Here is a 26,773-nt window from a genome sequence, read left to right as displayed (position 1 = left end):
ATCTGACATCAGAACTAAGACTGAAGAAGTTGTTAAATTAGCTAAGAGTGTAGCTGATATAACTGAAGCTGAATTCATCGTATCTGGTGGTAGAGGAGTAGGATCAAAAGAAAACTTTGAATTACTTCAAGAATTAGCTGATGTTTTAGATGGAAACATAGGAGGATCCCGTGCTGCTATAGATAACGCTTGGATCGATAAAGCTTACCAGGTAGGACAAACTGGTAAAACAGTTAGACCTAAGATATACATTGCAGTAGGTATTTCCGGAGCTATTCAGCATTTGGCTGGTATGCAGGATTCTGACTTTATAATAGCTATAAATAAAGATGAAGGCGCTCCAATTATGCAGATAGCTGATGTAGCATTAGTAGGAGACTTCAAGAAAGTTGTTCCTGAACTAATAGCTCAAATAAAAGAAGCTAAAAACTAGCATTTATAATACATGTTTGCACTTTTGTTAGTGCAAACATGTATATTTTCATATGTTTTGTTAAACTATAAAATATATTTGTTTAGGGAGGGTATATATTATGAAAAAGATTTGTGTTCTTGGTGCAGGAACTATGGGAGCAGGTATTGCTCAAGCTTTTGCAGCAAAAGGTTATGAAGTAGTATTAAGAGATATAAAGGATGAGTTCGTAGAAAGAGGACTTAACGGAATAAACAAAAGTCTTTCTAAGTTAGTTGCTAAGGGAAAAATGGCTCAGGAAGATATGGATGCTATACTTGAAAGATTAACTGGAACAGTTGACCTAAACATGGCAGCTGATTGTGATTTAGTTATAGAAGCAGCAGTAGAAAACATGAAAATAAAGAGAGAAATATTTGCTGAATTAGATAGAATCTGTAAGCCAGAAACTATTCTTTCCTCAAATACTTCATCTTTATCCATAACTGAAATAGCTACAGCTACAGCAAGACCAGACAAGGTTATAGGAATGCATTTCTTTAACCCAGCTCCAGTTATGAAGCTTGTAGAAATAATCAGAGGAATGGCTACATCACAGGAAACTTTCGATGCTGTTAAAGAAGCATCAGTAGCAATTGGCAAGGATCCAGTAGAAGTTGCTGAAGCTCCAGGATTCGTTGTAAACAGAATATTAATTCCAATGATCAACGAAGGAATTGGAATTTTTGCTGAAGGAATAGCTTCTGCAGAAGATATAGATAAGGCTATGATGCTTGGAGCTAACCATCCAATGGGACCTCTTGCATTAGGAGACTTAATAGGATTAGATGTATGCCTTGCTATAATGGACGTATTATACACAGAAACAGGAGACTCAAAATACAGAGCTCACTCCTTACTTAGAAAATACGTAAGAGCTGGATGGCTTGGAAGAAAATCAGGAAGAGGATTCCACAACTACGCAAAATAATTTTAAATATATAAAGCTAGAGTCTTTAATAGGACTCTAGTTTTTTTATTATTAAGACTTACTTAGCTAAAATTTTTATATTACCTCTTATATCGCTGATTTCATGGTTTGATTTTAAGAATATCTTAAATTATCTTACTTTTTTAGTTGATTATTTGACTATTATTTATATATAATAGTCTATAAGAAATGAAACACTTTATTTAGCTAAAATGTGCTAATTTATGAGGCGTACATAGTTTTATAATTGTCTAAGTAAAGATTAATTAAAGGAGGGAAATAAATGTATAAAATTTTAAATAAAAGACTTTTAGCACCAAATATTTATCTTATGGATATAGAAGCACCAAGAGTTGCCAAATCAGCAAAGCCAGGACAATTTGTAATAGTAAGAATGGATGAAAGAGGAGAAAGAATACCTTTAACTATTTGTGATTATGATAAGGAGAAAAAATCCGTAACAATAGTATTTCAGGTGGTTGGAAGCTCTACAAAAAAGATGGCGGCTTTAGAGGTCGGAGAGTATTTTATGGATTTTGTAGGACCACTTGGACAGCCTTCTGAATTAGTTCATGAAGACTTAGAAGAGTTAAAGAAAAAGAAAATAATATTTATTGCAGGTGGTGTTGGAGCTGCTCCGGTATATCCACAGGTTAAGTGGTTAAATTCTGTAGGCGTAAAGGCGGATGTAATAGTTGGAACTAAATCAAAGGAAACCCTAATACTTGAAGAAGAAATGAAAGAAGTAGCTGGAAGTATGTATGTGGCAACTGATGATGGTTCCTATGGATTTAAAGGGTTGGTTACAGATCTTCTTAAAAAGTTAATTGACGAAGATAAGAAGGAATACGATTTAGTTGTAGCTATAGGCCCTATGATAATGATGAAGTTTGTCACAAAGCTTACTAAAGAATATAATTTAAAAACCATAGTAAGTTTAAATACTTTAATGGTAGATGGTACAGGTATGTGTGGAGCTTGTAGAGTTACGGTAGCTGGAAAAACAAGGTTTGCCTGTGTAGAAGGTCCAGAATTTGATGGACATGAAGTAGACTTTGAGGAAGCTATGAGAAGACAAGGTATGTATAAGACAGAGGAAGGCAAAAAGTTACTTGAAGACCAGGAAAAAGCAGAAGGTCATAAATGCTTTGTAGGATTGGATGGTGAGGAATAATGGATAAATTTAAAAGAACTTTATCTAAAGAACAGAGCCCTGAGGAAAGAGTGAAAAATTTTAAGGAAGTATCTTTAGGTTATACTGAAGAAGAAGCCATAAAGGAAGCAAAAAGATGTTTAAATTGTAAAAATCCAATGTGTGTTCCTAAATGCCCTGTAGCTATAAATATACCTGAGTTTATACAGCATTTAAAAGAGGGGAATTTTGAAGAGGCAGCAAGGGTGATAAATAGAGATAGTTCACTTCCAGCAGTATGTGGAAGAGTATGTCCACAGGAAAGCCAATGTGAAGGCAAATGTATACTTGGGATTAAGGGGGAGCCAGTAGCAATTGGTAAACTTGAAAGATTTATTGGAGACTGGTCAAGAGAAAATAACATAGACTTAACTGTAAAGAGTGATAAGAAAAATAAAAGGGTTGCAGTTATAGGAAGTGGACCGGCTGGGCTTACTTGTGCAGGAGACCTAGCTAAAATGGGATATGATGTTACTATCTTTGAAGCTTTACATGAAGCAGGCGGAGTTTTGGTATATGGAATACCTGAATTTAGACTTCCAAAGGAAACTGTGGTAAAACATGAAATAGAAAATGTAAAAAAATTAGGCGTAAAAATTGAAACAGATGTTATAGTAGGTAGAACTGTTACTATTGAAGAACTTATGGAAGAAGAAGGTTTCGGTGCTGTATTTGTAGGCTCAGGGGCAGGACTTCCGAAGTTTATGGGGATACCTGGGGAAAATCTTAATGGAGTATTTTCTGCCAATGAGTTTTTAACTAGAAATAATCTTATGAAAGCATTTAGAAATGATTATGATACTCCTGTAAAGGTAGGAACAAAGCTTGCTGTAGTTGGCGGTGGTAACGTAGCTATGGATGCTGCTAGAACTGCAAGAAGACTTGGAGCAGAAGTTCATATAGTTTATAGAAGATCGGAAGAAGAACTTCCAGCAAGAAGAGAGGAAATTCACCACGCTAAGGAAGAAGGAATAATATTTGACTTACTTACAAACCCAATAGAAATACTTAGTGACGAAAATGGGTGGGTGAAAGGTATGAAGAGCATTAAGATGGAACTTGGTGCTCCTGATGAGTCTGGAAGAAGAAGACCTGTAGAAATAAAAGATTCAGAGTATGAAATAGAATTAGACACAGTTATAATGGCCCTTGGAACTTCTCCAAATCCGCTTATAACTTCAACCACTGAAGGATTAGATACAAATAAATGGGGATGCATCATTGCAGAAGATGAAACAGGTAAGACTACTAAAGAAGGAATATTTGCCGGTGGAGATGCTGTAACAGGAGCAGCTACAGTTATACTTGCCATGGGAGCAGGTAAAAAAGCAGCAAAGGCTATTGATGAATTTTTAAGTAAGTAATTAGGTGTTAGGTGCTAGGAGTTAGGAAATGTAGAAACTTTGTCATACAAAGTTTCTTATAATCCTAGTATCTAGTACCTTTGTTCCAGGTATGAATAAAAACTTTGTTATAGAAGTATAATAAAAGGATATTACGACGTTTTTAATGCTCTGTGTCGTATAGAATTTTCATCTAGGAAGGCGTTCATTTCGCCGAGAGCGGCTAATATTTATAAATTTAAGATCCCTAAGCCGCTTAAACTCGCTGTCGCTCAGACAATAGGCGTCTCTTAACGGTATTTTAAATTTGTAAATAAAGCCGTTCTAAGGCTCATTCAATGCCTTCTACGATGAAAATTCTATGCTCCTGAGCATTAAAAAGTTCTCCATGTGAACTGCTGAAGGAAGAAATTCAGCCGACTGAATTTCTAAAACATTTTAAGATTTGGCACGTAAAAATATTTTAGGCGACAGCCCGAGAGTTTATAAGAAGTTATAAGTAATGAATAGAAAACTTAATTCATTAGTCAAAGATGGGTAGTTTTATATAGGAAATTGGATAAATAGTATCTTGCGACATATCGGTTTTGCGGACTTACCAGTCCTTTAGTCAGGTAAGCATGAATGATATTTTTAATGTTGAACACAAGTATGGATTTTGCATTGTGGAAAGCATTGAGCAAACAATTAAAAGCTCTTTATTTCTGATTTTAAGGCGCCGTATAGAGTCTTCTATTGTTTGAGCTATAGCGAGTTTAGAAGGCTTAGGCGCCTTAAAAGGAAGAAATATTAGAGCTTTTTGAGTAGCGAACGCTTTCCTAAATGCAAATTCCATACGACCTGTTCAACATTAAATATGTCGCAAAATTTCTAAAAGGAGAGATAAAAGATGGATTTTAATTATATAGAAACATATATAGAAAATGATATAAGTGTGGTAGTTGTAAAGGATGTTTTAAACTTTGAACTACCACATATTTTTGAATGTGGACAGTGCTTTAGATGGAATAAACAAGAGGATGGCAGATATATAGGGGTAGCTTTTGGACGTGTGATAGAAGTAGAAAAAAGAAATAATGATGTTTTAATATATAATGCTACAGAAGAAGAATTTAAAAATATCTGGATGGAATATTTTGATTTAACTAGAGACTATGGAGATATAAAAGGTATATTAAGCAAAGATGATCTTTTAAAAAAAGCAGTAGAATTTGGTCATGGAATAAGACTTTTAAAGCAGGAGCCTTTTGAACTTATTGTTTCCTTTATAATATCTGCAAATAATAGAATACCAATGATAAAAAGAGCTATAGAAAAGATAAGTAAAAATTTCGGAGAGCCTCTTTATTATAAGAATAAAACTTATTATGCTTTTCCCACAATAGAGAAATTACATGCTGCTACAGAAGAGGAATTGGAAAGCATAGGAACAGGCTTTAGAGCAAAATATATAAGAGATACAGTTGAAAAAATATATAACAGTTTAAATCAATTAAGTCAAACTTACAATGAAAGCTTTGATATAAATTTAATAATAAGCAAAAATGATGATGAATGTCATAAGGAACTTCAAAATTTTATGGGAATAGGTCCTAAGGTGGCAGATTGTATAATGCTGTTTTCTATGGAAAAATACTCTGCATTTCCAGTAGATGTATGGGTGAAAAGGGCTATGCAACATTTCTATGTAGCTCCAGATGTATCTTTAAAGAAAATTAGAGATTTTGCTCGTGAAAAATTTGGAGAACTATCAGGTTTTGCTCAACAATATTTGTTTTATTATGCTCGAGAAAATAACATAATTGGGTAAATTCAACTACAATATCAAACGGTGACAGCAAAGGTAAAAAAAATTGTTAAAAAAATCGCAAATATGTATTAATTTTTTTTGAGTTTCTGTTATAATATATATAGTAAGAAAAATCTACAGTTACAAAACTGTAGTAACGATTTAAGTAATTTATTCACACAATTAAATTACTTTTTTGAAAATTAGGAGGAGCTAAAATTATGGAATTTGAAACTCAATTAAAAAAATTAAAATATTTAGTGCTTAAAGAAGTGGCTAAGATGACTTTGGAAGATAGATTAAACAAAGAGGAATTAGAAAAAGTTCCGTTTACTATAATAGAAGGTGATACAGCAGAATATAGATGTTGTGTATATAGAGAAAGAGCAATAGTTTATGAAAGAGCAAAACTTGCAATAGGCTGTCTTCCAAATGGACAAGAGGCTGAAAAGTTTGTACATGTAGAAGATAATGATCAAATAGTATATGTAATTGATGCGGCTTGTGATAAGTGTCCTATAAATAGATTTATTGTAACAGAAGCATGTAGAGGATGTATACAGCATAAGTGTATGGAAGTATGCCCAGCAGGGTCTATTACAAGAGCAGCAGGAAGAGCTTATATAAATCATGAAACATGTAAAGAGTGTGGACTATGTAAACAGGCGTGCCCTTATGGAGCTGTAGCAGAAGTAATGAGACCTTGTAAGAGAGCATGTCCTACAGGAGCTCTTCAAATGAATTTAGATAATAACAGAGCTACTATAGATAAAAAGGATTGTGTAAACTGTGGTGCGTGTATGGGAGCATGCCCATTTGGAGCTATATCTGACAAAAGTTATATAGTAGATGTAACTCGTTCACTTATGGATAAGAAAAAGGTATATGCAGTGGTGGCACCAGCTATTACAGGTCAATTTGGTAATAAAGCAAAAGTTGGACAGGTGAAAGCGGCATTTAAGAAAATGGGATTTGTAGATATGGTGGAGGCAGCTTGTGGTGCAGATGCAGTAGTTGTACATGAAGGCAATGAGTTTGTGGAAAGAATGGAAAAGGGAGATAAGTATATGACTAACTCCTGTTGTCCAGGTTTCTTAAACTACATTGAAAAGAAATTCCCAGATCAAATAGATAAGGTATCAGGTACAGTATCTCCTATGGTAGCCACAGGAAGAATGATAAAGAAAATGGATCCAGAAGCGGTAGTTGTATTTGTAGGACCATGTACTGCTAAGAAAAGTGAAATTAAGAGACCAAGTGTTAAAGATTCAGTAGATTATGTTATGACTTTTGAAGAAATTACAGCTTTGATGGGAGCATATGATATAGAACCTCAAAATTTAGAGGATGAAGATATAAATGATGCATCATCCTTTGGAAGAGGATTTGCTCAAGGCGGAGGACTTACAGCTGCTATTGAAAACTATATAGAGAAAAAAGAAGTTAATGTAGAATTTAACCCTGTTAAAGTAAGTGGCCCATTTGAAATAAAGAGAGCTATGATGATGGCTAAATCCGGAAGATTAGAAGGAAACTTTATTGAAGGTATGATGTGCGAAGGTGGATGCATAGGTGGCCCAGCTACTATGGTTTCTATGATGAAGGCAAGACCACAGCTTGCAAAATTTAGTAGGGAAGCTCAAATAAAACATGTTATTGATAATGAAAATTTAAAGCATTATGAAGAAGTTAATATGGAGAGATAGTAAAAGGGAAGTTGCCAGGGCAACTTCCCCTTTCAGTCTATAGTGACTAATCTCTAATCACAAGTTATGGACTAAAGAAATTTTCAATACTATAGTATATAATTAGCTATTAAATGTCATTTACAAAAGTGTATATAACTGCATATATCATAAGATAATAATAAATATATTTAAAAGTTTTGATATAATAGAAAAGGTAGAGAATAGGTACTATTTACTAAAGAGGGTGAAGTATATGAAAGGTGGAAAACAAGATGGTTTACTAGAGGTGTTTGAATATATAAAGGAAAACATGGGAGTTATAATATTTTCTGCTTTATTTATATTGTTTTTATTTGTGGGATATAAGTATTTCCATGATTATTTTTACATATTAAAAGATCCAAACGAAGTTAGAAATCTCATTAATTCCTATGGACAGTATAGTATACTAGCATTTATCCTTCTGCAAATGCTACAGGTAGTAGTATTTTTTATTCCTGGTGAGATAGTTCAAATTGCAGGTGGATACATTTTTGGAACGGTATCTGGCAGTATAATTTCACTTGTAGGTATTTGTTTAGGTAGCATTATAATATTTATAATATGTAATATATATGGTAAACCTTTTGTAGAAAGAATTATATCCAATAGACATTTAAAATTTTTTAAAAAGATATTAAAGCTTGGAAGTGTAAATTACATAGTATTTATACTTTATTTAGTACCTGGGATTCCAAAGGATGCATTAGCTTATATATGTGGAATTTCAGATATTAGTCTTAAAAATTTTGTTGTATATTCCACTTTAGGGAGATTTCCTGGAATATTTTTATCTGCTTACTTTGGAGCTAAAATAGGTACTGACAATAATCCATTATTAATTGGAATAGCTGTAGTTGCAACAGTGCTTTTTACATTAGGTATAATAAAGGGAGAAAAAATAATAAAAAATATAATAAGGAATGGAGAAAAAGAAGAGCCCTAAATTTTAGGGCTTTATTGCATTATGCTTATTTTTATAAAATATCATATATATTACTGAAAATATAAGTATTAACACAGCTATAAGTATAGCACAGTGCATAAAGAATTCTTCAGGAAGTATGCGTATTACAGGATCTTTATCTATATCAAATATCCAGTAATCATTATTAAAAAATATAGCATGAAAGGTATTAAAAACTTTGTTAAAGTTGATTGAAAATACTGTGAGTAAAAATATGGGTAGAGAAACTAAAAGCCAAGAACTATATTTAAAAATTGAAAAATTTTTATATTTATAACATAGGTATACAGCAACTGAATTTAACAGAAGCGATATGTAAAATATTTTGTCAACTAAAGAAAATATTTTTCTAACTTCATAAAAGTGTATTACACCTTCATGAGAAGCTTTAAAAGAGGGCAATTTAAATTGTGTATTAGGAGGAGAATATAAAAAACTTATAAGATAATTATAATTTTTTTTGATTTCGCTTGCACTCATATTTACAAATTTTTCTATGCCTAAATACTTTATATCAAAATAATATAATTGTCTGAAATTCACAGTGATTTTTACTGAAAGGGTTATAGCAAATAGTGTCAATGAAAGCACAAAGATATATTTTAATAAAGCATGAATTTTTTTCATAAAAATGCCACCTCCTGGAAATATTAATTATGTTGTAATGATATTATATAGTTTGGAGTATTTTATTAAAATATAGTATTAGAAAATAAAAGAAAAAATAAGCAAAATGCCAAAAAATATAGATAAATTATAATAATAGGGTATAATTTAACAGAAAGAATAAATAAGGGTAACATTTACATTTGATATTATATATGCTATTCTTTATTATAATAATTGTATTAGCACTCATTGATGGTGAGTGCTAATGATAAAAAATTAATTAATACATCTCGATTTATTTGAGATGATTCATTCTTATAAACATAAATATTTTAAGGAGGGTTTAAAATGAGAATTAGACCACTTGGAGACAGAGTTGTTATTAAAAGAATTGAAGTAGAAGAAACTACAAAGAGCGGAATAGTTTTACCAGGAACCGCTAAGGAAAAACCACAAGAAGCTGAGGTAGTAGCAGTAGGACCTGGTGGAAAAGAAGTTGTAATGGAATTAAAAGTAGGAGATAAAGTATTATTTTCTAAGTATGCAGGAAATGAAGTTAAAATTGATGGCGTAGAATACACAATATTAAAACAGGATGATATATTAGCTGTTTTAGAATAATTTCAAAATATAAATTAATTATCTAGGAGGTAAGTGTAATATGGCAAAGAGCTTATTATTTGGAGAAGAAGCTAGAAGAGCTATGCAAGCAGGTGTAGATAAGCTTGCAAATACAGTTAAGGTTACTTTAGGACCAAAGGGAAGAAATGTTGTTTTAGATAAAAAATTTGGATCACCACTTATAACTAACGATGGTGTTACTATAGCAAGAGAAATTGAACTTGAAGATGCATATGAAAATATGGGAGCACAACTTGTAAAAGAAGTTGCAACTAAGACAAATGATGTAGCAGGAGATGGTACTACAACAGCTACATTACTTGCTCAAGCTATAATTAGAGAAGGATTAAAGAACGTTACAGCAGGATCTAATCCAATGCTAATTAGACGTGGAATACAGATGGCAGTAGCAAAAGCTGTAGAGGAAATTAAAAATATTTCAAAACAGATAAATGGAAAAGAAGACATAGCAAGCGTTGCAGCAAATTCAGCAGCTGATGAAGAAATAGGAAAGCTTATAGCAGATGCTATGGAAAAAGTGGGCAACGAAGGTGTTATAACTATTGAAGAATCAAAATCTATGGGAACTGAATTAGATGTTGTTGAAGGAATGCAGTTTGATAGAGGATACTTAAGTGCATATATGGTAACTGATTCTGAAAAGATGGAAGCAGTGCTTGAAGAACCATATATATTAATTACAGATAAAAAGATAACTAGCATACAGGATATACTTCCAATACTTGAAAAAATAGTTCAACAGGGAAGAAAGCTGTTAATAGTAGCTGAAGATATAGAAGGAGAAGCATTAGCAACACTTGTTGTTAACAAATTAAGAGGAACATTTACTTGCGTAGCGGTTAAAGCTCCTGGATTTGGTGACAGAAGAAAAGATATGCTTCAGGATATAGCAATACTAACTGGTGGAGAAGTTATTGCTGAAGAATTAGGAAGAGATCTAAAGGATGTTACATTAGATATGCTTGGAATAGCTGAATCCGTTAAGATTACTAAGGAAAATACTACAATAGTTAACGGAAGAGGCCATAAAGAAGCTATAAAAGATAGAGTTAACCAGATAAAGGCTCAGATAGATGAATCCTCATCTGACTTTGACAGAGAAAAACTACAGGAAAGACTTGCAAAACTAGCTGGTGGAGTAGCTGTAATCAAAGTTGGTGCTGCAACAGAAACTGAATTAAAAGAAAGAAAGCTAAGAATAGAAGATGCTTTAGCAGCTACTAAAGCCGCTGTGGAAGAAGGAATTGTTCCAGGTGGTGGAACTGCATATGTAAGTGCTCTTAAAGAAATGCAAGAATTAACTTCTGACGTAATAGATATCAAAGTTGGTATTGATATTATAAGAAAAGCTCTTGAAGAACCAGTAAGACAAATAGCTACTAATGCTGGAGTAGAAGGTTCTGTAGTAATAGAAAGAGTTAAAAATGGCGAAGTTGGCGTAGGTTATGATGCTTTAAATGACAAATATATAAATATGATAGAAGCTGGTATAATTGACCCAACTAAGGTTACAAGATCTGCACTTCAAAATGCTGCATCAGTAGCTGCTACTTTCTTAACAACAGAAGCTGCTGTAGCTGATATGCCAGAAAAAAATCCTGCTCCAATGCCAGGACCAGGAATGGACGGAATGTATTAATATAAAAATAAGCTGTGGACTAGATCCACGGCTTTATTTTTGTACTAAAGTATATTAGTTGTTTATAATGAGGATTAATATTATGGAATACTTAATTATTTTTATTTTGGGAATTATAATTGGAAGTTTTTTAAATGTATGTATTTATAGAATACCTAAGGAGGAATCTATTTTATATCCACCATCTCATTGTACTAGCTGTAAAGGTAAATTAAAGTCTTATGATTTAATTCCAATTTTAAGTTATATTTTATTAAAGGGAAGGTGCAGGTATTGTAGAGAAAAAGTGTCAATAAGATATCCAATGATTGAATTTTTAACAGGGATATTATATGTGCTAGTTTATATAAAATATGGTGTTACCTTAGAAACTATAAAGTATATTATAATGGTAAGTATTTTAATTGTTATAGGAATGATTGATTTAGATACTACAAATGTTTACTTTAAAACTACGTTAACAGGATTTATCGTAGCTGTAACTTTTTTAGCTCTGCATGTCTATATGGGACTGCCTGTAATAAATTACATATATGGGAGTATCATAGGTGGGGGAACTTTATCTTTAATAATACTTATAACTAAAGGTGGCATGGGATGGGGAGATGCGGAAATTTGCTCCGTATGCGGATTATTTTTAGGATTTAAACTAACGTTATTAATGCTATTTTTATCCTTTATTATTGGATCCGTGATAGGACTAGCGCTTATAGCCTTAAAGAAAAAAACTAGAAAAGATTATGTGCCATTTGGACCATTTATAGTAGTAGCTTCTATTATAACTATACTTTGGGGACAAGACATTATAACGTGGTATTTATTATAAAATTAAGGTAGAGTGTATTTAATGAATCTGTTATGTCTAATGACTATGAGTTTTATGATAGTAAGAAAGAAGGCTTTGACAGCATTGCAGACATGTTTAAATAAGAGTAACTAGAGATTATTAGAAAGTTAGATTATTAAACATTTACATTACATTTTTATATTTAATAATGTGAAATAAAATAATTGACAAATTACGAAAAATTCAATAGAATAATGTCAATAGTTAAAATTAATGAAGGAAACATATCAAATATAAACATAACTCATATATCCCCTGAATATGGCAGGGAGTATCTACCGGGAGCCGTAAATTCCTGACTATGAGTGAAAGATAGACGTGTATTAAGTTGTACATGCTAATTTCACTTATAGAGAATAAGTAAAATTAGCATGTTTTTTTGTCTATAAATTATAGGTTTAGAGCAAATAATAATAATAAACATTTTCATGAACTTTAGATGTGATGAGCTGCAATAAAATTAAATTCTAAAAAATTATATAAGGGAGAGTGGATTAAATGGCAATTATTTTAAAACAAGGATATACTTTTGACGATGTACTTTTAGTTCCAAATAAATCAGAAATATTACCTAATGGTGTTACTCTTAAAACAAATTTGACTAAGACTATTAGCTTAAACATACCACTTATGAGTGCTGGAATGGATACTGTTACAGAATCCAAAATGGGAATAGCTATGGCTCGTGAAGGTGGTATTGGTATAATACACAAAAACATGACAATTGATCAGCAAGCTATGGAAGTGGACAGAGTTAAAAGACAAGAAAACGGAGTTATAACTGATCCATTTTTTTTATCTCCAGAAAATACTCTTCAAGATGCATTAGAACTTATGAGTAAGTATAGAATATCTGGTATTCCTGTAACAGTGAGCGGAAAATTAATAGGAATTATAACAAATAGAGATATAGTATTTGAGCAAGATTATTCAAAGAAAATATCAGATGTAATGACAAAAGAAAATTTAATTACAGCACCAGAAAATACAACTATAGAAGAAGCTAAGGCAATACTCAAAGAGCATAGAATAGAAAAACTTCCATTAGTTGATAAGGATAATAACTTAAAAGGACTTATAACTATAAAGGATATAGAAAAGGTAAGAAAATTTCCTAATAGTGCAAAGGATAGTAAAGGCAGACTTTTATGTGGTGCAGCTGTAGGTGTAACTAAGGATATGATGGAAAGAGTTAAAGCTTTAGTTGATGCACATGTAGATGTTATAACTGTAGATACTGCTCATGGACATTCAAAAGGTGTTATAGAAGCTGTAAGAACTATAAAGAAAGAGTATCCAGAGCTTCAAGTTATTGCAGGTAATGTAGCTACTGCAGAAGCAACTAAGGATCTTATAGAAGCTGGAGCAGACTGTATAAAAGTTGGTATAGGACCAGGATCCATCTGTACTACAAGAGTTGTAGCAGGAGTTGGTGTACCACAGCTTACAGCTGTAATGGATTGTGTTGAAGAAGCTAATAAATATGGAGTACCTGTTATAGCAGATGGAGGATTAAAGTACTCAGGAGATATAGTTAAGGCACTAGCTGCTGGAGCTAAGGTTTGCATGATGGGTTCTATGTTTGCAGGATGTGAGGAATCTCCAGGAGAAACTGAAATATATCAAGGAAGAAGTTATAAAGTTTATAGAGGTATGGGTTCTCTTGCAGCTATGGCTTGTGGAAGTAAGGATAGATATTTCCAAGAAGATAATAAGAAACTTGTTCCAGAAGGCGTAGAAGGAAGACTTCCATATAAGGGATTTGTATCAGAGACAATATTCCAGTTACTTGGTGGAATTCGTTCAGGTATGGGATATTTAGGTTCTAAGACTTTAGTTGATCTATATGAAACAGCTAGATTTGTAGTTCAAACATCAGCAGGTCTTAGAGAAAGCCATCCTCATGATATAGTAATGACAAAGGAAGCTCCAAATTACAGCGTATCACAGTAATTAAAAATAAATTTGAATTGAATATTACTAATAGATAATTAATAACCCCTGAGGAGGTAACTATGGAAAAGGAATTAGTTTTAGTAGTTGATTTTGGTGGACAGTACAACCAGCTTATTGCTAGAAGAGTAAGAGAAAATAATGTATATTGCGAAATAATTCCATACACATATTCAATAGATAAAATAAAAGAAAAAAATCCTAAAGGAATAATTTTTACTGGAGGACCTAACAGCGTTTATGGTGAAGGAGCTCCAAGAATCGATAAAGAAATATTTGAATTAGGTGTTCCAGTACTTGGAATATGCTACGGTGAACAGCTTATTGCCCATACTCTTGGAGGAAATGTTAAAAGCCCTGATAAAAGAGAATATGGTAAAACAGACGTAAAATTAGATAAAACATGTCTACTATTTGATGGAATAGAAGAGAATGAAAGTTGTTGGATGAGTCATACAGATTATGTAGAAGTGGCTCCAGAAGGTTTTAGAATAGTTGGAACTACAACTCAAACTCCTGTTGCAGCTATGGAGCATGTTGAAAGAAAAATATATGGAGTTCAATTCCATCCAGAAGTAGAGCATACTCCTTTTGGAAAGAAAATGCTATCAAACTTCCTATTCAATATCTGTGGATTAAAGGGAGATTGGTCAATGTCTTCTTTTGCTGAACAACAGATTAAAGCTATAAAAGAAAAAGTAGGAGACAAAAAAGTAATTTGTGCACTATCAGGTGGAGTTGATTCATCTGTAGCTGCAGTGCTTGTTCATAAAGCTATAGGCAAACAGTTAACATGTATATTTGTAGATCATGGTTTACTTAGAAAAGATGAAGGAGACCAGGTTGAAGAAATATTTAAAAAGCAGTTTGATATGAACTTAATAAGAGTAAATGCTCAAGATAGATTTTTAGGAAAGCTTAAAGGTGTAAGTGATCCAGAGAAAAAGAGAAAAATAATAGGTGAAGAATTTATAAGAGTATTTGAGGAAGAGGCAAATAAGCTAGGAGAAATAAGTTTCCTTGTTCAAGGTACTATATATGCAGATGTAGTTGAAAGTGGAACAGGAACTTCTGCTACTATAAAGAGTCATCATAATGTAGGAGGACTTCCAGAGGACATTCAATTTAGTCTTATAGAGCCTTTAAGAGAGTTATTTAAAGATGAAGTAAGAGCTGTTGGAGAAGAAATTGGAATACCTCATAACTTAGTTTGGAGACAGCCATTCCCAGGACCAGGTCTTGCAATAAGAGTACTTGGAGAAGTTACAGAAGAAAAGCTAGTTTTAGTTAGAGAAGCAGATGCTATATTCAGAGAAGAAATAGCTAATGCAGGATTAGAAGGAAAGGTATGGCAGTACTTTGCTTGTCTTCCAAACATACAATCAGTAGGAGTTATGGGAGATGAAAGAACTTACTGTCACACAATAGCACTAAGAGGAGTAACTTCATCAGATGGAATGACTTCAGATTGGGCTAGAATACCTTATGAAGTTTTAGATAAAGTTTCAAGAAGGATAGTTAACGAAGTTCATGGAGTAAATAGAATAGTTTATGATATAACTTCAAAACCACCTTCAACTATTGAGTGGGAATAATAGGTATTAGTTGAAACCTATTGTAAATCAATAACTTAGATAATATAAAAAGTGTTTTTGATATTAATTTCTAATAGAAATAATCAAAAACACTTTTTGCGTTTTTTGATTGATTTTAGGAGGTGTTTTAGACATGCGTAGAGGAGAAGTCAAAGGTACTCAACTATTTAAACAAAAACAAGAGATTAGAAAGACTTTCAAGGAGTTGTTTGAAGAATTTTTATTGTCAATAAAAGTAAAGGGGAGAAGTGAATATACAATAAGAAGTTACAAATATCACTGTAAGTATTTTATGGAATTTCTAGGAGAAGACACGTTATGTAGCACCATCAATGAGAGTACATTTGAAGAGTACATCTTATATATACAGGATGTAAAGAAGCTAAACAATGGTGTAACAGTTAACAGTTATTTAAGAAATATCAGTCCAATTGTTAAGTTTGGTATTAAGAAAAGATATATAGTGGAAGATTTTCAAATACCACAAGTAAAATGTCAAGAAACGTTTAAGGAAATATACACCAGAGAAGAATTAAATCTATTATTAGGAAAACCTAAAAAGCATGATTTTAATACACTAAGGACATGGGCTGTAATCTGGACATTTGCAAGTACAGGGGTAAGAGCAAGAGAGTTAAGAGAATTAAAGGTAAAGGGAGTGGATTTATTAAATAGAAGCGTTGCTGTAAATTCTACGAAGAATAAAAAGGCTCGTTATCTACCTATAAGTAATTCTCTCGCAGAGGTATTAACAGAATACTTGGAAGTCAGAAATGGTGAATCAGAAGATTACTTATTTCCGACTGTATATGGTGACCAGTTAGCACAATCTACTCTGCAGAAATCTATAAAAATATATTGTAATACACTAGGAATTGATAAATGTTCATTGCATTTATTTAGACATACTTTCATAACAAGTGCAGTTAATCAAAATGTTAGTCCGTTGATACTTAAAAAGATAACAGGACATTCAACCTTAAAACAATTAAATAACTATTACAACGCTAAAACAACTGATATGGTCAATGTTATTGATGAAATAGCACCAAAGATAAATAGAAAAGAAAGTATGTTTAAGAAAGCGAGAAGAAAGTAATAGGTTAAAAGTTCTTATTTCAGATAATAAAAAATAAATTAAGAATCAAATACAGGCATTAGAACGCTTTATAAGGAATGATATAGAGAAAGATATACAATATACCTTAAAATCTCTCTAAACAAAGAATAAACAGGCAATATGCGGAAGGATGGGGAACTACAATGGAAAGCAGTAGAATAACTATAAATCCAGTTTTTGAGTTATTGAGAAGTGATGGAAGTATAACAATAAATAAAGCATTATGTTTTGCTGTTGGAATTAATGAAACTATTATATATAGTGAGTTGCTTAGTAGATTCAACTATTTTAAAAATGAAAATAAGCTAACGGAGGATGGATATTTTTACAATACTGTGGATGATTTATGTCTTGGAACAGGATTAGGTGAAAAAGTACAAAGAAATGCTATTAACAACTTAGTTAAGCTAGGTTTAATTGAAACTGCTTTAAAGGGTGTACCTGCAAGAAGACACTTTAAAATCAATGAAAGCACAGATACTATTCTAGCTTTAATTGAAGAAGGTAAGAAACAGATAGATGAATTAGAAAAGAAGCAAAAAGAGAGGATGAAGCAGAAAATTAAGCGCAATAAATTTCATAACTCTAGTTACGCCAAAAAGAAGGAGCTTATTTGTGTCCAAGTGGAGGAACTAGGAGAGTTTAGTTCTGACGAAAATAAGGAATTTAGCACTATCAATAGTTCCTGCGAAAACACAGAACTAGATACGCAGAATCCAGTTCCTGCTGAAAGTAATCCACAGTTCCTCCAAAAAGAAGTATACAGTTCTGAGAAAAATGAGGAAGAAGAACCTTCTGAGAGCAGGATAAATAATACTAATATAATAATACAAAATAATAATACTGAGAATAATAGAGAAGATATGGAAGCCACCTCTATATCTATCTCAGATAACAATACATATCAAGAAATCCTATGGAGTAATTTTATGGGTGTTATAAGGCAACAGTTATCAGAAGTTAGCTTCAATACTTGGATTAAATCACTAGCCATGGATGAAATTAAGGATAATGTGGTAGTTCTAAAAGCACCTAACGACTTTACAAAGGAAATCTATGAATCAAGGTATAAAGAAGTGTCTTTGAAGGCTGTAAAAGTGAATAATCCAGAGATAAATGATATTGAAATAGTAGTTGGATAGGTTACGTATTACAATCAAAAAAGAAAATAGCTACTTTCACAGAGTAGCTATCTTCTAAAACATACATTCAGTTTTAACCCACATTGGAAGGGTTATATACATATTATACCATAGTAATGAATTTGTATTCAATAAGTAATTAAAGTTTTTTAGTCATATATTGACTGCATATTGTAGTCGATATATAAAAAAATAGCATACAATATGTTGACGAAAATATTACAAAGTGATATTCTTATAAAAGAAAGGAGGTGAAAATATGGGACTAAAGAAAATATTAAAAATTTATAATATAAGCGTAGCTGATTTAGCACAAAGACTAGGAATTGCGAGAGGGAATATTTATAACTGGTTTAATGGGAAAAGAAAAATACCTAAAAGCATGTTAGAGAAGTTATCACAATTATTTAATTTGCCAGAGGAGTTTTTTTGTAAAGAGTTGAGTGAGATAGATATATTAAATATAAAAAAGACTATGGTAGAAAACTTAATAGATGATTCATTCAAGAATGCAGAAACAGATGAAGCTGAACAGTGTATTAGTAACTCATTGTTAGAGTGGAAAAATAGCTTGTGTGATGATATTGATAATCTAGAAATGAAAAATTCAATATTAAGTAGAATTAGTGAAACATTAAATGGAAAAAACATTGATGGTATAAGTAAAAATTACAATAATGTTGCAGACGTAATTGATAGTAACAAAGTACCACATTCTGTGTTGAATGATGTTTTACAAGCAGTTTTATTTTCTTATGATGTAAAGGAATATAAGAGTAATAATAAATTTATAGATGATTTGATGAAAATAATTAAGGATTATGAAAATGAAAGGCAAAGGGAGAAAAAAGAATTAGATGAATTAATTAAATCATCTAAAGTATGGGACTTGTTTTCATAATTTGGTATGTTCGTATATTGAAAGTAATTTTATATGGAAAAAAGGAGTGAAAAATATGAATAAATACATTAATGAAAAAGGAGTGGAAAAGTTTTTAATGGAATCTAATGGACAATCTTCAAGGAGAGAAGTAGAAGAATTTTTAACTGAATGCTGTATGGAATATTATGATGAATTGGAGAAATCGACAGATACAATTAGGGAATTGAAACTCCAATGTGAGGAATATGGTTTTGATTATGAAGAATTATGTTCATAAGTTTAAAGGAAAGTAACAAGGAGGATAGTAGAGTTATGTATGAAAATGGTAGTAGTTATAGTATTTTTGGAAGGATAGTAGACAATGTTATTGAAAAAGGAGAAACGAACGAATATAAAAATGATAGTGAAGATAATTGGTTTGAGAAGTTAATTGAAGAACAAGATACCAGAATAGCAGAAAAGGAGAAATCACAATCTGTTAACGCTATAATGAAGAAAAATGAGGAATTTTTTATTGATGGTAAATTTAACCCTAACTTATTAAAGAACTACCTAATAGAAAATTACAATATTATTTATGTAGCTGAAATAGGATTCTTTATGTTTGACAAGTGCTGGAACAAGGTTAATGAGGAAAGTATTAAACATATTGCACAAGACAAACTTGGAGATAGAGTAAGAGCATATATGCTGGATGAAATTGTTAAATTGCTAAAATCTAAAGTGTTAATACCTTTGGAGAAGCTAAATAAGAATAAGAATAGAATAGTTGTAAATAATGGAACTTTAGATATAACAGATTGGGAACATCCTAAATTTTGTAAGGACAAATTCTTTCTAGAGGATTATTGTACAATACGATTAAATTGTAATTATGACAGAGAAGCTAAATGTCCTGCATTTGAAGATTTTCTTAAAACAACATTTGAAGGCGATGAAGCGAGAAAGAATATAATATATGAATTATTGGGATATTGTCTGACATCATCAACAAGATTTCATAAGGCTTTTATATTGTATGGAGAAGGTTCTAATGGTAAAAGTGTACTACTTAATGTTATTGAAAAATTGGTAACACGAAAAAATGTTTCTAGTGTTAGTATGTCAGATTTAGATAAAGCATTCTCTAGGGCTTCTTTGTATGATAAATTAGTTAATATAAGTTCAGAGCAAGAAAATAGAATAACAGATACAGCTTATTTTAAAAAGGTCGTGTCAGGTGATTTAATTGACGCACAGCACAAGTTTAAACCTTTATTCGAGTTTAATCCTATATGTAAAATGATGCTTGCAATGAATAAGTTACCAGAAACACAGGATAAAACGGATGGATTCTACAGAAGGTGTTTAATTATACCGTTTAACAGAAAGTTTAGTGCCAGTGAACAAAATAGGAAACTTAATGAGAAGCTAGAACATGAATTAGATGGAATATTACAGCTAGCACTAATGGGACTTAAACAGCTATCGCGAAATGGTGATTTTACATATTCATCAATTGCAGATGAAGTTCTTAATCAATATAAATATGATAATAACCCTGTTGAGCAATTTTTAGATGAATGTATTGTACAAGATAAAAGCGGACAAGTTATATGTAATGAATTGTTTAATAAATATAGAGTGTATTGTAGTGAAAATAGCATTAAGTGTACCAGTAGTGCAATATTTGGCAAAGAGGTAAGAAAAAAATTTGACAATATTATTGAAAGAAAGTATTTAACTATTAAAGAAGCAGGTAAAAGAGAATATGTATATACAGGAATTAAATGGTTATAAATAGGATGTGTCAGAATAGAGTTAGGAATGAGTTAGTAGAAAGTAAGTGTTTTCAACAGTTGTGTTAGTAGTGTTAGTAAATTTAATAAATGTTTTATATAAAAAATAATATTAAATTACATTGTAAGTAACAATAACTTAACTTTTATAATTACCTAGCACACCGTAAACAGCGAATACAAGCATAATTACTATGTGAACAAGATAAGTAAATATAATTAAAATCCCTAAAAACAAATATATTAAAACAGGTAGGGTGATAACAAATGCCAGAGAGCAGAGAAACAGATAAACAGGATAACAAAGTATAGAATCACTTACATATTTATAGAAAGTATGTAGGTGATTTTTTATTACGTAAAATTAGATAGTATGTCACTTTAAATTACATTTGTGATATTTATTATTATTTAATAATGAGTATGATGTTTTTTTTATTGCATAAAATATCATTACATTAGATTAAAATTTATTATAAGGAGGTTGTAAAAAAGTGGGTAAGCGTTCATTTTGGACTGATTATGAATTAGATTTGCTAAAGGCTAATTATCTAAAAAAAACTAAGGAGGGACTATGTGGATTATTACCAAATAGAACATGGAAATCAATAAGAGATATGGCGAATAAATTAGGATTGAAAAGGAGCAATGATTATAAAGATATACCAATTAATGAGAGATACAAAAAGGTAGATAATTTAACTTATAAAAAATGTAAATCTTGTAGGAGATACTTACCTTTTAACCTATTATATTTTCCAAAAGATAAAACTTGTAACGATGGTTATAGAAATATTTGTAAGGAATGTAAGGGAGAAAACTTTGCTATATCGGATAACTGTAGTTGGACAGATGAACAAAATGAAACTTTTATAAGAGAATATCCTTATCATACTAATAATGAATTAATACAAAAATTTTTCCCAGACAAAATGCTAATACAGTTGCAGAGGAAAGCAGATACATTAAATAGAGAAAAAGGATTAAGTTTATATAAGACAGAAGAAGCTTACAAGAAAACTTGTAAAGATAGGATGAATGGTGAAGTTAGAGAAAAACTTTCTAGAGCCAAAAAAGGTATGTATAAAGGAAATAAGAATCCTATGTATGGTGTTAAAAGATTTGGTGAATTAAATCCAAACTGGAAGGGGGGAAGAAGAACAGAAAAGGAAATCTTTATGGCAAGTGATGAATGTAAGAAATGGAGAAAAGAAGTTTTTGAAAGAGATAACTATATTTGCCAATGCTGTGGTTCGAGAAAAAGTAATGTGTTAGAAGCACATCATAGAGAAAACTATGCAAATAATCCAGAATTAAGATTAGATGTTTCTAATGGAATTACCCTATGTAAGAAATGCCATAATCCAAATCAAAAGGGAAGTTTTCATAATATATATGGTACTATTAATAATAATGGAAAGCAATTAAGAGAATATATTGGTAAATACAAAGTTAAAAATTCATATATGAAGATGTAAGTAATATTTCGTATGTAGTAAATATAATTAAAGGAAGTTATTTTCTCTTTAATTATAAAGATACAAATACAATTTAAGGAGAAATAAGTAATGAAAAATATGATAAAAGTAAGATAAACCACTTTTGCTGAATAGGTAGAGGTGGTTTTATTAGTTTGCCAAAGATTATATTATGAGTTGCTAATAAAATAATAGTTTTATAAGTTAATTATTAAATGAAAAAGGGATTGTCCAACATTATGTTAGACAATCTCCATTTGTAGGTGGTTTTCGATTAGTTAGTGCATTAATTACTGCGAGTACTATAACAATTAGTAGATATTGTATTATTGTATTGACGATAGTAGGGTATTTTTGTACGAAGTCTGCTAAAATTGGTGCGAATTGTATTGGTGCAGTTCTGCCAACCATAAAAGATATAGTTGCAGGTAGTAGTAGTGGGTTGTTAATTTTTAAGTTTTTCATAAAATCATGTCCTTTCATTTTTAAATTTGAATTACTCTGGAGGACTTAATGATTGTCTTCCAGAAATGTTACTTAATGCAATCTGCATTTATATCCCCCCTTTATACACAAGATTTTAGGTGATGATGTAGGAATACATATCCCACATACTCTAATTCACCTAATTTATGCAATACAAACAACCCACGTAGTTTAGTACCACATATTACATTATAAACCATTATATACATTTAATAAATGTGTTTTAACTAATTTAAAAATATGCAAGCGTAGTCATAACTTAAAAGTATTAACTATGGTTTTTAAGCTGTGTATAATCAGAGTATAGAAAGTAATCAAAACTTATAATCAAAACTGTGGAGAAAATTTTTGGAGGTTTGTAATATAAGCAAAGTAAGGAATGGATAAATACCATTCTTTTTTATTCACAAAAAATTAATAAAACTAAGTTTAAAATTTTGATATAAAAGTTGTATATAGTAATGTAGAAAATAACATATAAGGGGGAAAGCAATGTGGAAAATGAGATATTTTATAGTGACAAAAGATTTTTAGAACTAGATGGCGAAAATCAATTACAGACAAAGAGATTAATTAATTTACTCGAAGCTAGGTATTTGTCCGATTTAGAGTGGAGAGGGTATACTACTCCCATACAAAACCCTAAAAGGCAATTCACTTTCAAAAATGCTAATCAACTATACAGAGTAAAAGTTCTTGCAACTGCAACTATAGTAATTTCAAAACAAGAAATTCATATTGAGGTTCGCCAAAGTGAGTATACTAATAAAAATCCATTTGTATTTAGTTGTATAACTACAGATAATGAACTTAAAAAGTTGGTTACTGCAATAGAAAATCTTCTCTGGATAAAACGTAGATTTGTTACTTAGGGTCTGCTTTTAAAATTACGCTATGTAGCTATAGCTTAAAAATAACGGAAATCTAATGAAAACTTATAAAATATTACATTTAATTTATGTATTACTAAATAAAAAAGTATGAATATATAATGCAACATAATATAATTTATGTTGCGTTTTATATTTAAAAATGATACTCTTATACTAAGAAATGCAACATAATTTATTGTGTATTAGAGTAAAATTAATGCAACATAATTTATAGGAGTGAGTATATGTTAAAAGAATTTGAAAATTATTTAGTGCAGGAAGGTAAATCAGTAAATACTATTAAATCTTATTTGCTTCATATAGGCAATTATTTTATATGGTATAAAGGCAGTTTTGGCGAACAACCAACAAAGCTATTTAGGCAAAATGTATTAGAGTATAAAACTTACCTACAGAATGTTAAAAAAGAAAGTGGTAGGACAATAAATAGTAAGTTATCTGCACTAATTAAATATAATGAATACTTACAAGATAAAGAGATTCAAGATGATATAGTATTAAGTAAAAAGGATAACATTAAAATACAAACTGAATTTGCTTCACCTGCAACGGTAGGAAAGCAGGAGGTTGAAACATTTAGACAAAGTATATTAAAACATGAGGGTAATAGGAATTATGCTGTGGTAACTATAATGGCTTATGCAGGACTTAGAATATCAGAATGTCTAAACTTAAAATTGAATGATATAAACTTAACTTCAAAGGAAATTGTAGTTAAAGAAGGTAAGGGAAATAAGCAAAGATTAGTTTATATAAATTCTAAAATTGTTGAAGCTGTAAAGGAATATCTAAAAGAGCGTAAAGAAGTTGAATGTGATTACTTGTTTGTATCAAATAAAGGAAATAAGATTGATAGAACTGTTATAAATAAATTATTCAACAAATATTCAAATAAGATAACACCACATACATTAAGGCACTTCTATTGCAGTAATGCTCTAGAATCTGGATATTCAGTACATGAAGTAGCGAATCAAGCAGGACATAGCAATATTCATACAACGTTACTTTATACGAATCCAACTAAAGAAAAGATGAAAAGTAAAGCAGAATTATTATAGGTGATGTTTGAAAAAACATCTCTTTTTGTTATTGTAGCGGGCTCAATTGGATATGACTGTTTAGAAAATGGACATTAGAATTGTAAAAGGTTGGGCTATTGGTTTAATGAATTAAAGCAACAAGGAGAAATAAGGAAGTAAGTTCATAGGGTTTCGGAGGTAATTTCAGATAACGAAAGAATTTACAAAAATATGTTCGAAAATAAACGAATATTAAGGAATTTAACAGGAATATGAGTGTTAAAAAAAGGAACATAGTAATTTACTACTGTTATTGCATTCGATAAGGGGGGATAGTTAACAACTTGAAATGTATGTTGTTTTTATGTAGGGTGTAGTAGTACGTATAGTCGGCTGTGGATTTTTAGATTAATTTTGATTGAATTATTATTTGAATGGGAAAGTTTTAGAGATTACTATGTAGAAAAATTAATAGAGTAGACTTGATTTTATGTGTAAATATAGGAAGTAATTCAAATAAGAAGATGATATGTCTATATCTCAATTTAATGAGAGTTTGCATATCAGAATTGATAATTTAGAAAGAAAGTCAAGATTAATGACAGATGACAGCCAAGTATATGAAGAAGATGATTTATTTCATTGTGTGTATAAGTTTCAGTAGTAGGTATTATTATTTGTAGAAAATGTGGTTGGTATGGTGTATAATAATGTAATAAATTACAAGCCTGCATAAAAATGTGTAAAAATACAGGAGATATAGGGGGGGATTAGTATGGTAAAGTTTGAGTTTATTGAAGTAACTGATAGGGGACATTCAAGTTATAGGGTTAAGGTAAATGGACTTGAAGATAAAAATTCCTATAGATTGAGCATTGAGGGAAAAGTATATATAAGTTTATATTCAGAGAAAATATGTAATATAATAAGAAACGAAAAAATTGCTGATTTATTAGAAGAAGTAGATGAAATAAAAATACCGTTAGAAAGGGAATATGCACCAAAGACAATTGAAGTTAACGATTCAGCTAATGTTAGTATTGAAAAAGATGGTAAGGAGTGTACAATAAGCGTTGAGTTTCAATACGATTACGAGTATTGGTCAAAAGGATATTCTGTACCTGATATAGTAAATAAATTGAAGGAGGTTAACAGAAAAAATAATCATATTTTATTTAGCCTAAATGATTCGGAAACCACATTAAATGGATTTATATTTTCTAAAGTAATACAAAATACAGATATCATACTAAAAGATGAGATAAAAAATCTTACTATGGAACTTCAAGCTACATTTCAAGAAGCTGTTGAATCTTTTGAATACTATAATAAGGATTCAATATACTTTGAATTTGATATTGACAAGCCTATGCAAGTTGCATCTAAACAATATTTAATGTACTTCATACAGTTTTTAGAAGACATTGGTATAGAAGCAGAATCATCAATGAAAGATGAGCCTAAGAAAATTATGTTTGAAGTAATACCTAAGGATAAAACAGTTGCTTTAGATAACATAAGGAAGTGTTTAGAAATATATTTGGGACTTATTGATAATAAAGAACTTGAACTTTATCAAGATTATAGCAATGTAGCAGTTATGCAATTAAAAGCAAATATAAATCACTTAAATAATCAGATTATGTTAGCAAATACGATTATAGAGCAAAAACAAGTTACAATAGATTTACTAAGGAGTGGAAAAGCAATTATTCCAAAGGAAGAAAAAAGTGAAATTAGCCTACTTAATGGTGCTGTTAAGATTAAAGAATTTCAATGGAAGGGTTTAATTGTAAATCCAGCCCAAGTTATCAATTTATTGAAACGTAGAAAATAAAAGAATAACATATTTTAATAACATCTATTTTTTTAACATTATAGTCAATAATTAGACTTGAAGAATGGTATAGATGATAATATTAAGGTAAGTAAATCTATAAGAGCAATAACTGGTTCAATATATGGTAGATGTAAAATTCCTTCATATTATAAATAGGACTTTTTAAAGGAGAAAATTTGATTAATATTGATGGAATACCCTAATATTAGACTTGATTTCATAGCGAGTATAATGATACTATTAATATAGTAACATTGGAAAAATATCGAAGATACAATTTTATAAAAATCTAAGTTACCGTTTTAGATAAAGTTTCAAGAAGAATAGTTAATGAAGTTCATGGAGTAAACAGAATTGTTTATGATATAACTTCAAAACCACCTTCAACAATTGAGTGGGAATAATAGATATTAGTAAATAAATAAGGAGGAAATTTCGCTTTGTGG

At 30.7% G+C, this 26,773-nt stretch carries 22 protein-coding genes, 1 pseudogene and 1 riboswitch; of the genes and pseudogenes, 22 read left to right on the top strand and 1 reads right to left on the bottom strand.

What is annotated here, in order from left to right; genetic code table 11:
* The 7 genes from CRN98_RS14160 to CRN98_RS14130 form a co-directional block, all read left to right on the top strand.
* On the top strand, positions 1 to 433 hold a 433-nt coding region (locus tag CRN98_RS14160), incomplete at its 5' end, for an electron transfer flavoprotein subunit alpha/FixB family protein (RefSeq protein ID WP_143331304.1).
* A gap of 100 nt (positions 434 to 533) precedes the next feature.
* Positions 534 to 1,382: a 3-hydroxybutyryl-CoA dehydrogenase gene (locus tag CRN98_RS14155; RefSeq protein WP_097028079.1), complete on the top strand. Its 849-nt coding sequence runs from the start codon at positions 534 to 536 to the stop codon at positions 1,380 to 1,382.
* Positions 1,383 to 1,665: 283 nt separating this feature from the next.
* The gene (locus CRN98_RS14150) at positions 1,666 to 2,556 is read left to right on the top strand and encodes a sulfide/dihydroorotate dehydrogenase-like FAD/NAD-binding protein (protein ID WP_097028078.1); all 891 of its coding nucleotides are present in this window, start codon (positions 1,666 to 1,668) and stop codon (positions 2,554 to 2,556) included.
* Positions 2,556 to 3,938 (top strand): NADPH-dependent glutamate synthase, encoded by a 1,383-nt coding sequence (gene gltA, locus CRN98_RS14145; protein ID WP_097028077.1) that lies wholly within the window; start codon positions 2,556 to 2,558, stop codon positions 3,936 to 3,938. The genes CRN98_RS14150 and gltA overlap by 1 nt, the downstream gene beginning before the upstream one ends.
* Positions 3,939 to 4,806: 868 nt before the next feature.
* Complete coding sequence (locus tag CRN98_RS14140; RefSeq protein ID WP_097028076.1) at positions 4,807 to 5,727, top strand: DNA-3-methyladenine glycosylase family protein; 921 nt, start codon at positions 4,807 to 4,809, stop codon at positions 5,725 to 5,727.
* Positions 5,728 to 5,924: 197 nt separating this feature from the next.
* Positions 5,925 to 7,412 (top strand): 4Fe-4S dicluster domain-containing protein, encoded by a 1,488-nt coding sequence (locus CRN98_RS14135; RefSeq protein WP_097028075.1) that lies wholly within the window; start codon positions 5,925 to 5,927, stop codon positions 7,410 to 7,412.
* Between the two features lie 235 nt (positions 7,413 to 7,647).
* Positions 7,648 to 8,379, top strand: coding sequence for a TVP38/TMEM64 family protein (locus CRN98_RS14130; protein WP_097028074.1), 732 nt, complete (start codon positions 7,648 to 7,650; stop codon positions 8,377 to 8,379).
* Positions 8,380 to 8,382: 3 nt separating this feature from the next.
* Here the strand turns inward: CRN98_RS14130 and CRN98_RS14125 are convergent, their stop codons facing one another.
* The gene (locus CRN98_RS14125; RefSeq protein ID WP_097028073.1) at positions 8,383 to 9,027 is read right to left on the bottom strand and encodes a TIGR01906 family membrane protein; all 645 of its coding nucleotides are present in this window, start codon (positions 9,025 to 9,027) and stop codon (positions 8,383 to 8,385) included.
* A 330-nt stretch (positions 9,028 to 9,357) separates the two neighbouring features.
* Between CRN98_RS14125 and CRN98_RS14120 the strand changes: the two genes are divergently transcribed.
* From CRN98_RS14120 to CRN98_RS18090, 15 genes and pseudogenes are all read left to right on the top strand, one after another.
* Entirely contained in the window at positions 9,358 to 9,630 is a 273-nt protein-coding gene (locus tag CRN98_RS14120; protein WP_097028072.1) for a co-chaperone GroES, read from the top strand.
* Between the two features lie 40 nt (positions 9,631 to 9,670).
* Positions 9,671 to 11,290, top strand: a complete 1,620-nt coding sequence (gene groL / locus CRN98_RS14115; protein WP_097028071.1) for a chaperonin GroEL — start codon at positions 9,671 to 9,673, stop codon at positions 11,288 to 11,290.
* Positions 11,291 to 11,372: 82 nt separating this feature from the next.
* Positions 11,373 to 12,116 (top strand): prepilin peptidase, encoded by a 744-nt coding sequence (locus CRN98_RS14110; protein ID WP_179632165.1) that lies wholly within the window; start codon positions 11,373 to 11,375, stop codon positions 12,114 to 12,116.
* 245 nt (positions 12,117 to 12,361) lie between these two features.
* Positions 12,362 to 12,459, top strand: a riboswitch (purine riboswitch).
* A gap of 176 nt (positions 12,460 to 12,635) precedes the next feature.
* Positions 12,636 to 14,090, top strand: a complete 1,455-nt coding sequence (gene guaB / locus CRN98_RS14105) for an IMP dehydrogenase (RefSeq protein WP_097028070.1) — start codon at positions 12,636 to 12,638, stop codon at positions 14,088 to 14,090.
* A 62-nt stretch (positions 14,091 to 14,152) separates the two neighbouring features.
* Complete coding sequence (gene guaA, locus CRN98_RS14100; RefSeq protein WP_097028069.1) at positions 14,153 to 15,685, top strand: glutamine-hydrolyzing GMP synthase; 1,533 nt, start codon at positions 14,153 to 14,155, stop codon at positions 15,683 to 15,685.
* A 133-nt stretch (positions 15,686 to 15,818) separates the two neighbouring features.
* Entirely contained in the window at positions 15,819 to 16,784 is a 966-nt protein-coding gene (locus tag CRN98_RS14095) for a tyrosine-type recombinase/integrase (RefSeq protein ID WP_097028068.1), read from the top strand.
* 164 nt (positions 16,785 to 16,948) lie between these two features.
* On the top strand, positions 16,949 to 17,947 hold the full coding sequence (locus tag CRN98_RS14090) for a DnaA N-terminal domain-containing protein (protein ID WP_097028067.1): 999 nt from the start codon (positions 16,949 to 16,951) through the stop codon (positions 17,945 to 17,947).
* Between the two features lie 259 nt (positions 17,948 to 18,206).
* Complete coding sequence (locus tag CRN98_RS14085; protein WP_097028066.1) at positions 18,207 to 18,848, top strand: helix-turn-helix domain-containing protein; 642 nt, start codon at positions 18,207 to 18,209, stop codon at positions 18,846 to 18,848.
* 55 nt (positions 18,849 to 18,903) lie between these two features.
* Positions 18,904 to 19,107 (top strand): hypothetical protein, encoded by a 204-nt coding sequence (locus tag CRN98_RS14080; protein ID WP_097028065.1) that lies wholly within the window; start codon positions 18,904 to 18,906, stop codon positions 19,105 to 19,107.
* Between the two features lie 35 nt (positions 19,108 to 19,142).
* Complete coding sequence (locus tag CRN98_RS14075) at positions 19,143 to 20,609, top strand: DNA primase family protein (protein ID WP_179632163.1); 1,467 nt, start codon at positions 19,143 to 19,145, stop codon at positions 20,607 to 20,609.
* A gap of 493 nt (positions 20,610 to 21,102) precedes the next feature.
* Positions 21,103 to 22,086 (top strand): HNH endonuclease, encoded by a 984-nt coding sequence (locus CRN98_RS14070; RefSeq protein ID WP_097028063.1) that lies wholly within the window; start codon positions 21,103 to 21,105, stop codon positions 22,084 to 22,086.
* A gap of 980 nt (positions 22,087 to 23,066) precedes the next feature.
* Entirely contained in the window at positions 23,067 to 23,444 is a 378-nt protein-coding gene (locus tag CRN98_RS14060; protein ID WP_097028061.1) for a hypothetical protein, read from the top strand.
* A gap of 245 nt (positions 23,445 to 23,689) precedes the next feature.
* Entirely contained in the window at positions 23,690 to 24,526 is an 837-nt protein-coding gene (locus CRN98_RS14055; protein ID WP_097028060.1) for a tyrosine-type recombinase/integrase, read from the top strand.
* A gap of 736 nt (positions 24,527 to 25,262) precedes the next feature.
* On the top strand, positions 25,263 to 26,324 hold the full coding sequence (locus tag CRN98_RS14050; protein WP_097028059.1) for a hypothetical protein: 1,062 nt from the start codon (positions 25,263 to 25,265) through the stop codon (positions 26,322 to 26,324).
* 302 nt (positions 26,325 to 26,626) lie between these two features.
* A pseudogene (locus tag CRN98_RS18090) lies at positions 26,627 to 26,731 on the top strand (GMP synthase (glutamine-hydrolyzing)); the annotation flags it as partial.
* Between the last annotated feature and the right edge of the window lie 42 nt (positions 26,732 to 26,773).

It is taken from the genome of Clostridium peptidivorans (genome assembly GCF_900205925.1).
Classification (GTDB): domain Bacteria; phylum Bacillota; class Clostridia; order Clostridiales; family Clostridiaceae; genus Clostridium_AK; species Clostridium_AK peptidivorans.
This window is presented reverse-complemented; position numbering and strand designations above follow the sequence as displayed.

What these genes read in the sequence shown, in the direction of transcription:
- CRN98_RS14155 (WP_097028079.1), top strand. Translation starts at nt 534, where the DNA reads ATGAAAAAGATTTGTGTTCTTGGTGCAGGAACTATGGGAGCAGGTATT.
- CRN98_RS14080 (WP_097028065.1), top strand. Translation starts at nt 18,904, where the DNA reads ATGAATAAATACATTAATGAAAAAGGAGTGGAAAAGTTTTTAATGGAA.
- guaA (WP_097028069.1), top strand. Translation starts at nt 14,153, where the DNA reads ATGGAAAAGGAATTAGTTTTAGTAGTTGATTTTGGTGGACAGTACAAC.
- guaB (WP_097028070.1), top strand. Translation starts at nt 12,636, where the DNA reads ATGGCAATTATTTTAAAACAAGGATATACTTTTGACGATGTACTTTTA.
- CRN98_RS14050 (WP_097028059.1), top strand. Translation starts at nt 25,263, where the DNA reads ATGGTAAAGTTTGAGTTTATTGAAGTAACTGATAGGGGACATTCAAGT.
- CRN98_RS14125 (WP_097028073.1), bottom strand. Translation starts at nt 9,027, where the DNA reads ATGAAAAAAATTCATGCTTTATTAAAATATATCTTTGTGCTTTCATTG.
- groL (WP_097028071.1), top strand. Translation starts at nt 9,671, where the DNA reads ATGGCAAAGAGCTTATTATTTGGAGAAGAAGCTAGAAGAGCTATGCAA.
- CRN98_RS14120 (WP_097028072.1), top strand. Translation starts at nt 9,358, where the DNA reads ATGAGAATTAGACCACTTGGAGACAGAGTTGTTATTAAAAGAATTGAA.
- CRN98_RS14110 (WP_179632165.1), top strand. Translation starts at nt 11,373, where the DNA reads ATGGAATACTTAATTATTTTTATTTTGGGAATTATAATTGGAAGTTTT.
- CRN98_RS14140 (WP_097028076.1), top strand. Translation starts at nt 4,807, where the DNA reads ATGGATTTTAATTATATAGAAACATATATAGAAAATGATATAAGTGTG.
- CRN98_RS14095 (WP_097028068.1), top strand. Translation starts at nt 15,819, where the DNA reads ATGCGTAGAGGAGAAGTCAAAGGTACTCAACTATTTAAACAAAAACAA.
- CRN98_RS14150 (WP_097028078.1), top strand. Translation starts at nt 1,666, where the DNA reads ATGTATAAAATTTTAAATAAAAGACTTTTAGCACCAAATATTTATCTT.
- CRN98_RS14055 (WP_097028060.1), top strand. Translation starts at nt 23,690, where the DNA reads ATGTTAAAAGAATTTGAAAATTATTTAGTGCAGGAAGGTAAATCAGTA.
- CRN98_RS14085 (WP_097028066.1), top strand. Translation starts at nt 18,207, where the DNA reads ATGGGACTAAAGAAAATATTAAAAATTTATAATATAAGCGTAGCTGAT.
- CRN98_RS14090 (WP_097028067.1), top strand. Translation starts at nt 16,949, where the DNA reads ATGGAAAGCAGTAGAATAACTATAAATCCAGTTTTTGAGTTATTGAGA.
- CRN98_RS14130 (WP_097028074.1), top strand. Translation starts at nt 7,648, where the DNA reads ATGAAAGGTGGAAAACAAGATGGTTTACTAGAGGTGTTTGAATATATA.
- CRN98_RS14075 (WP_179632163.1), top strand. Translation starts at nt 19,143, where the DNA reads ATGTATGAAAATGGTAGTAGTTATAGTATTTTTGGAAGGATAGTAGAC.
- gltA (WP_097028077.1), top strand. Translation starts at nt 2,556, where the DNA reads ATGGATAAATTTAAAAGAACTTTATCTAAAGAACAGAGCCCTGAGGAA.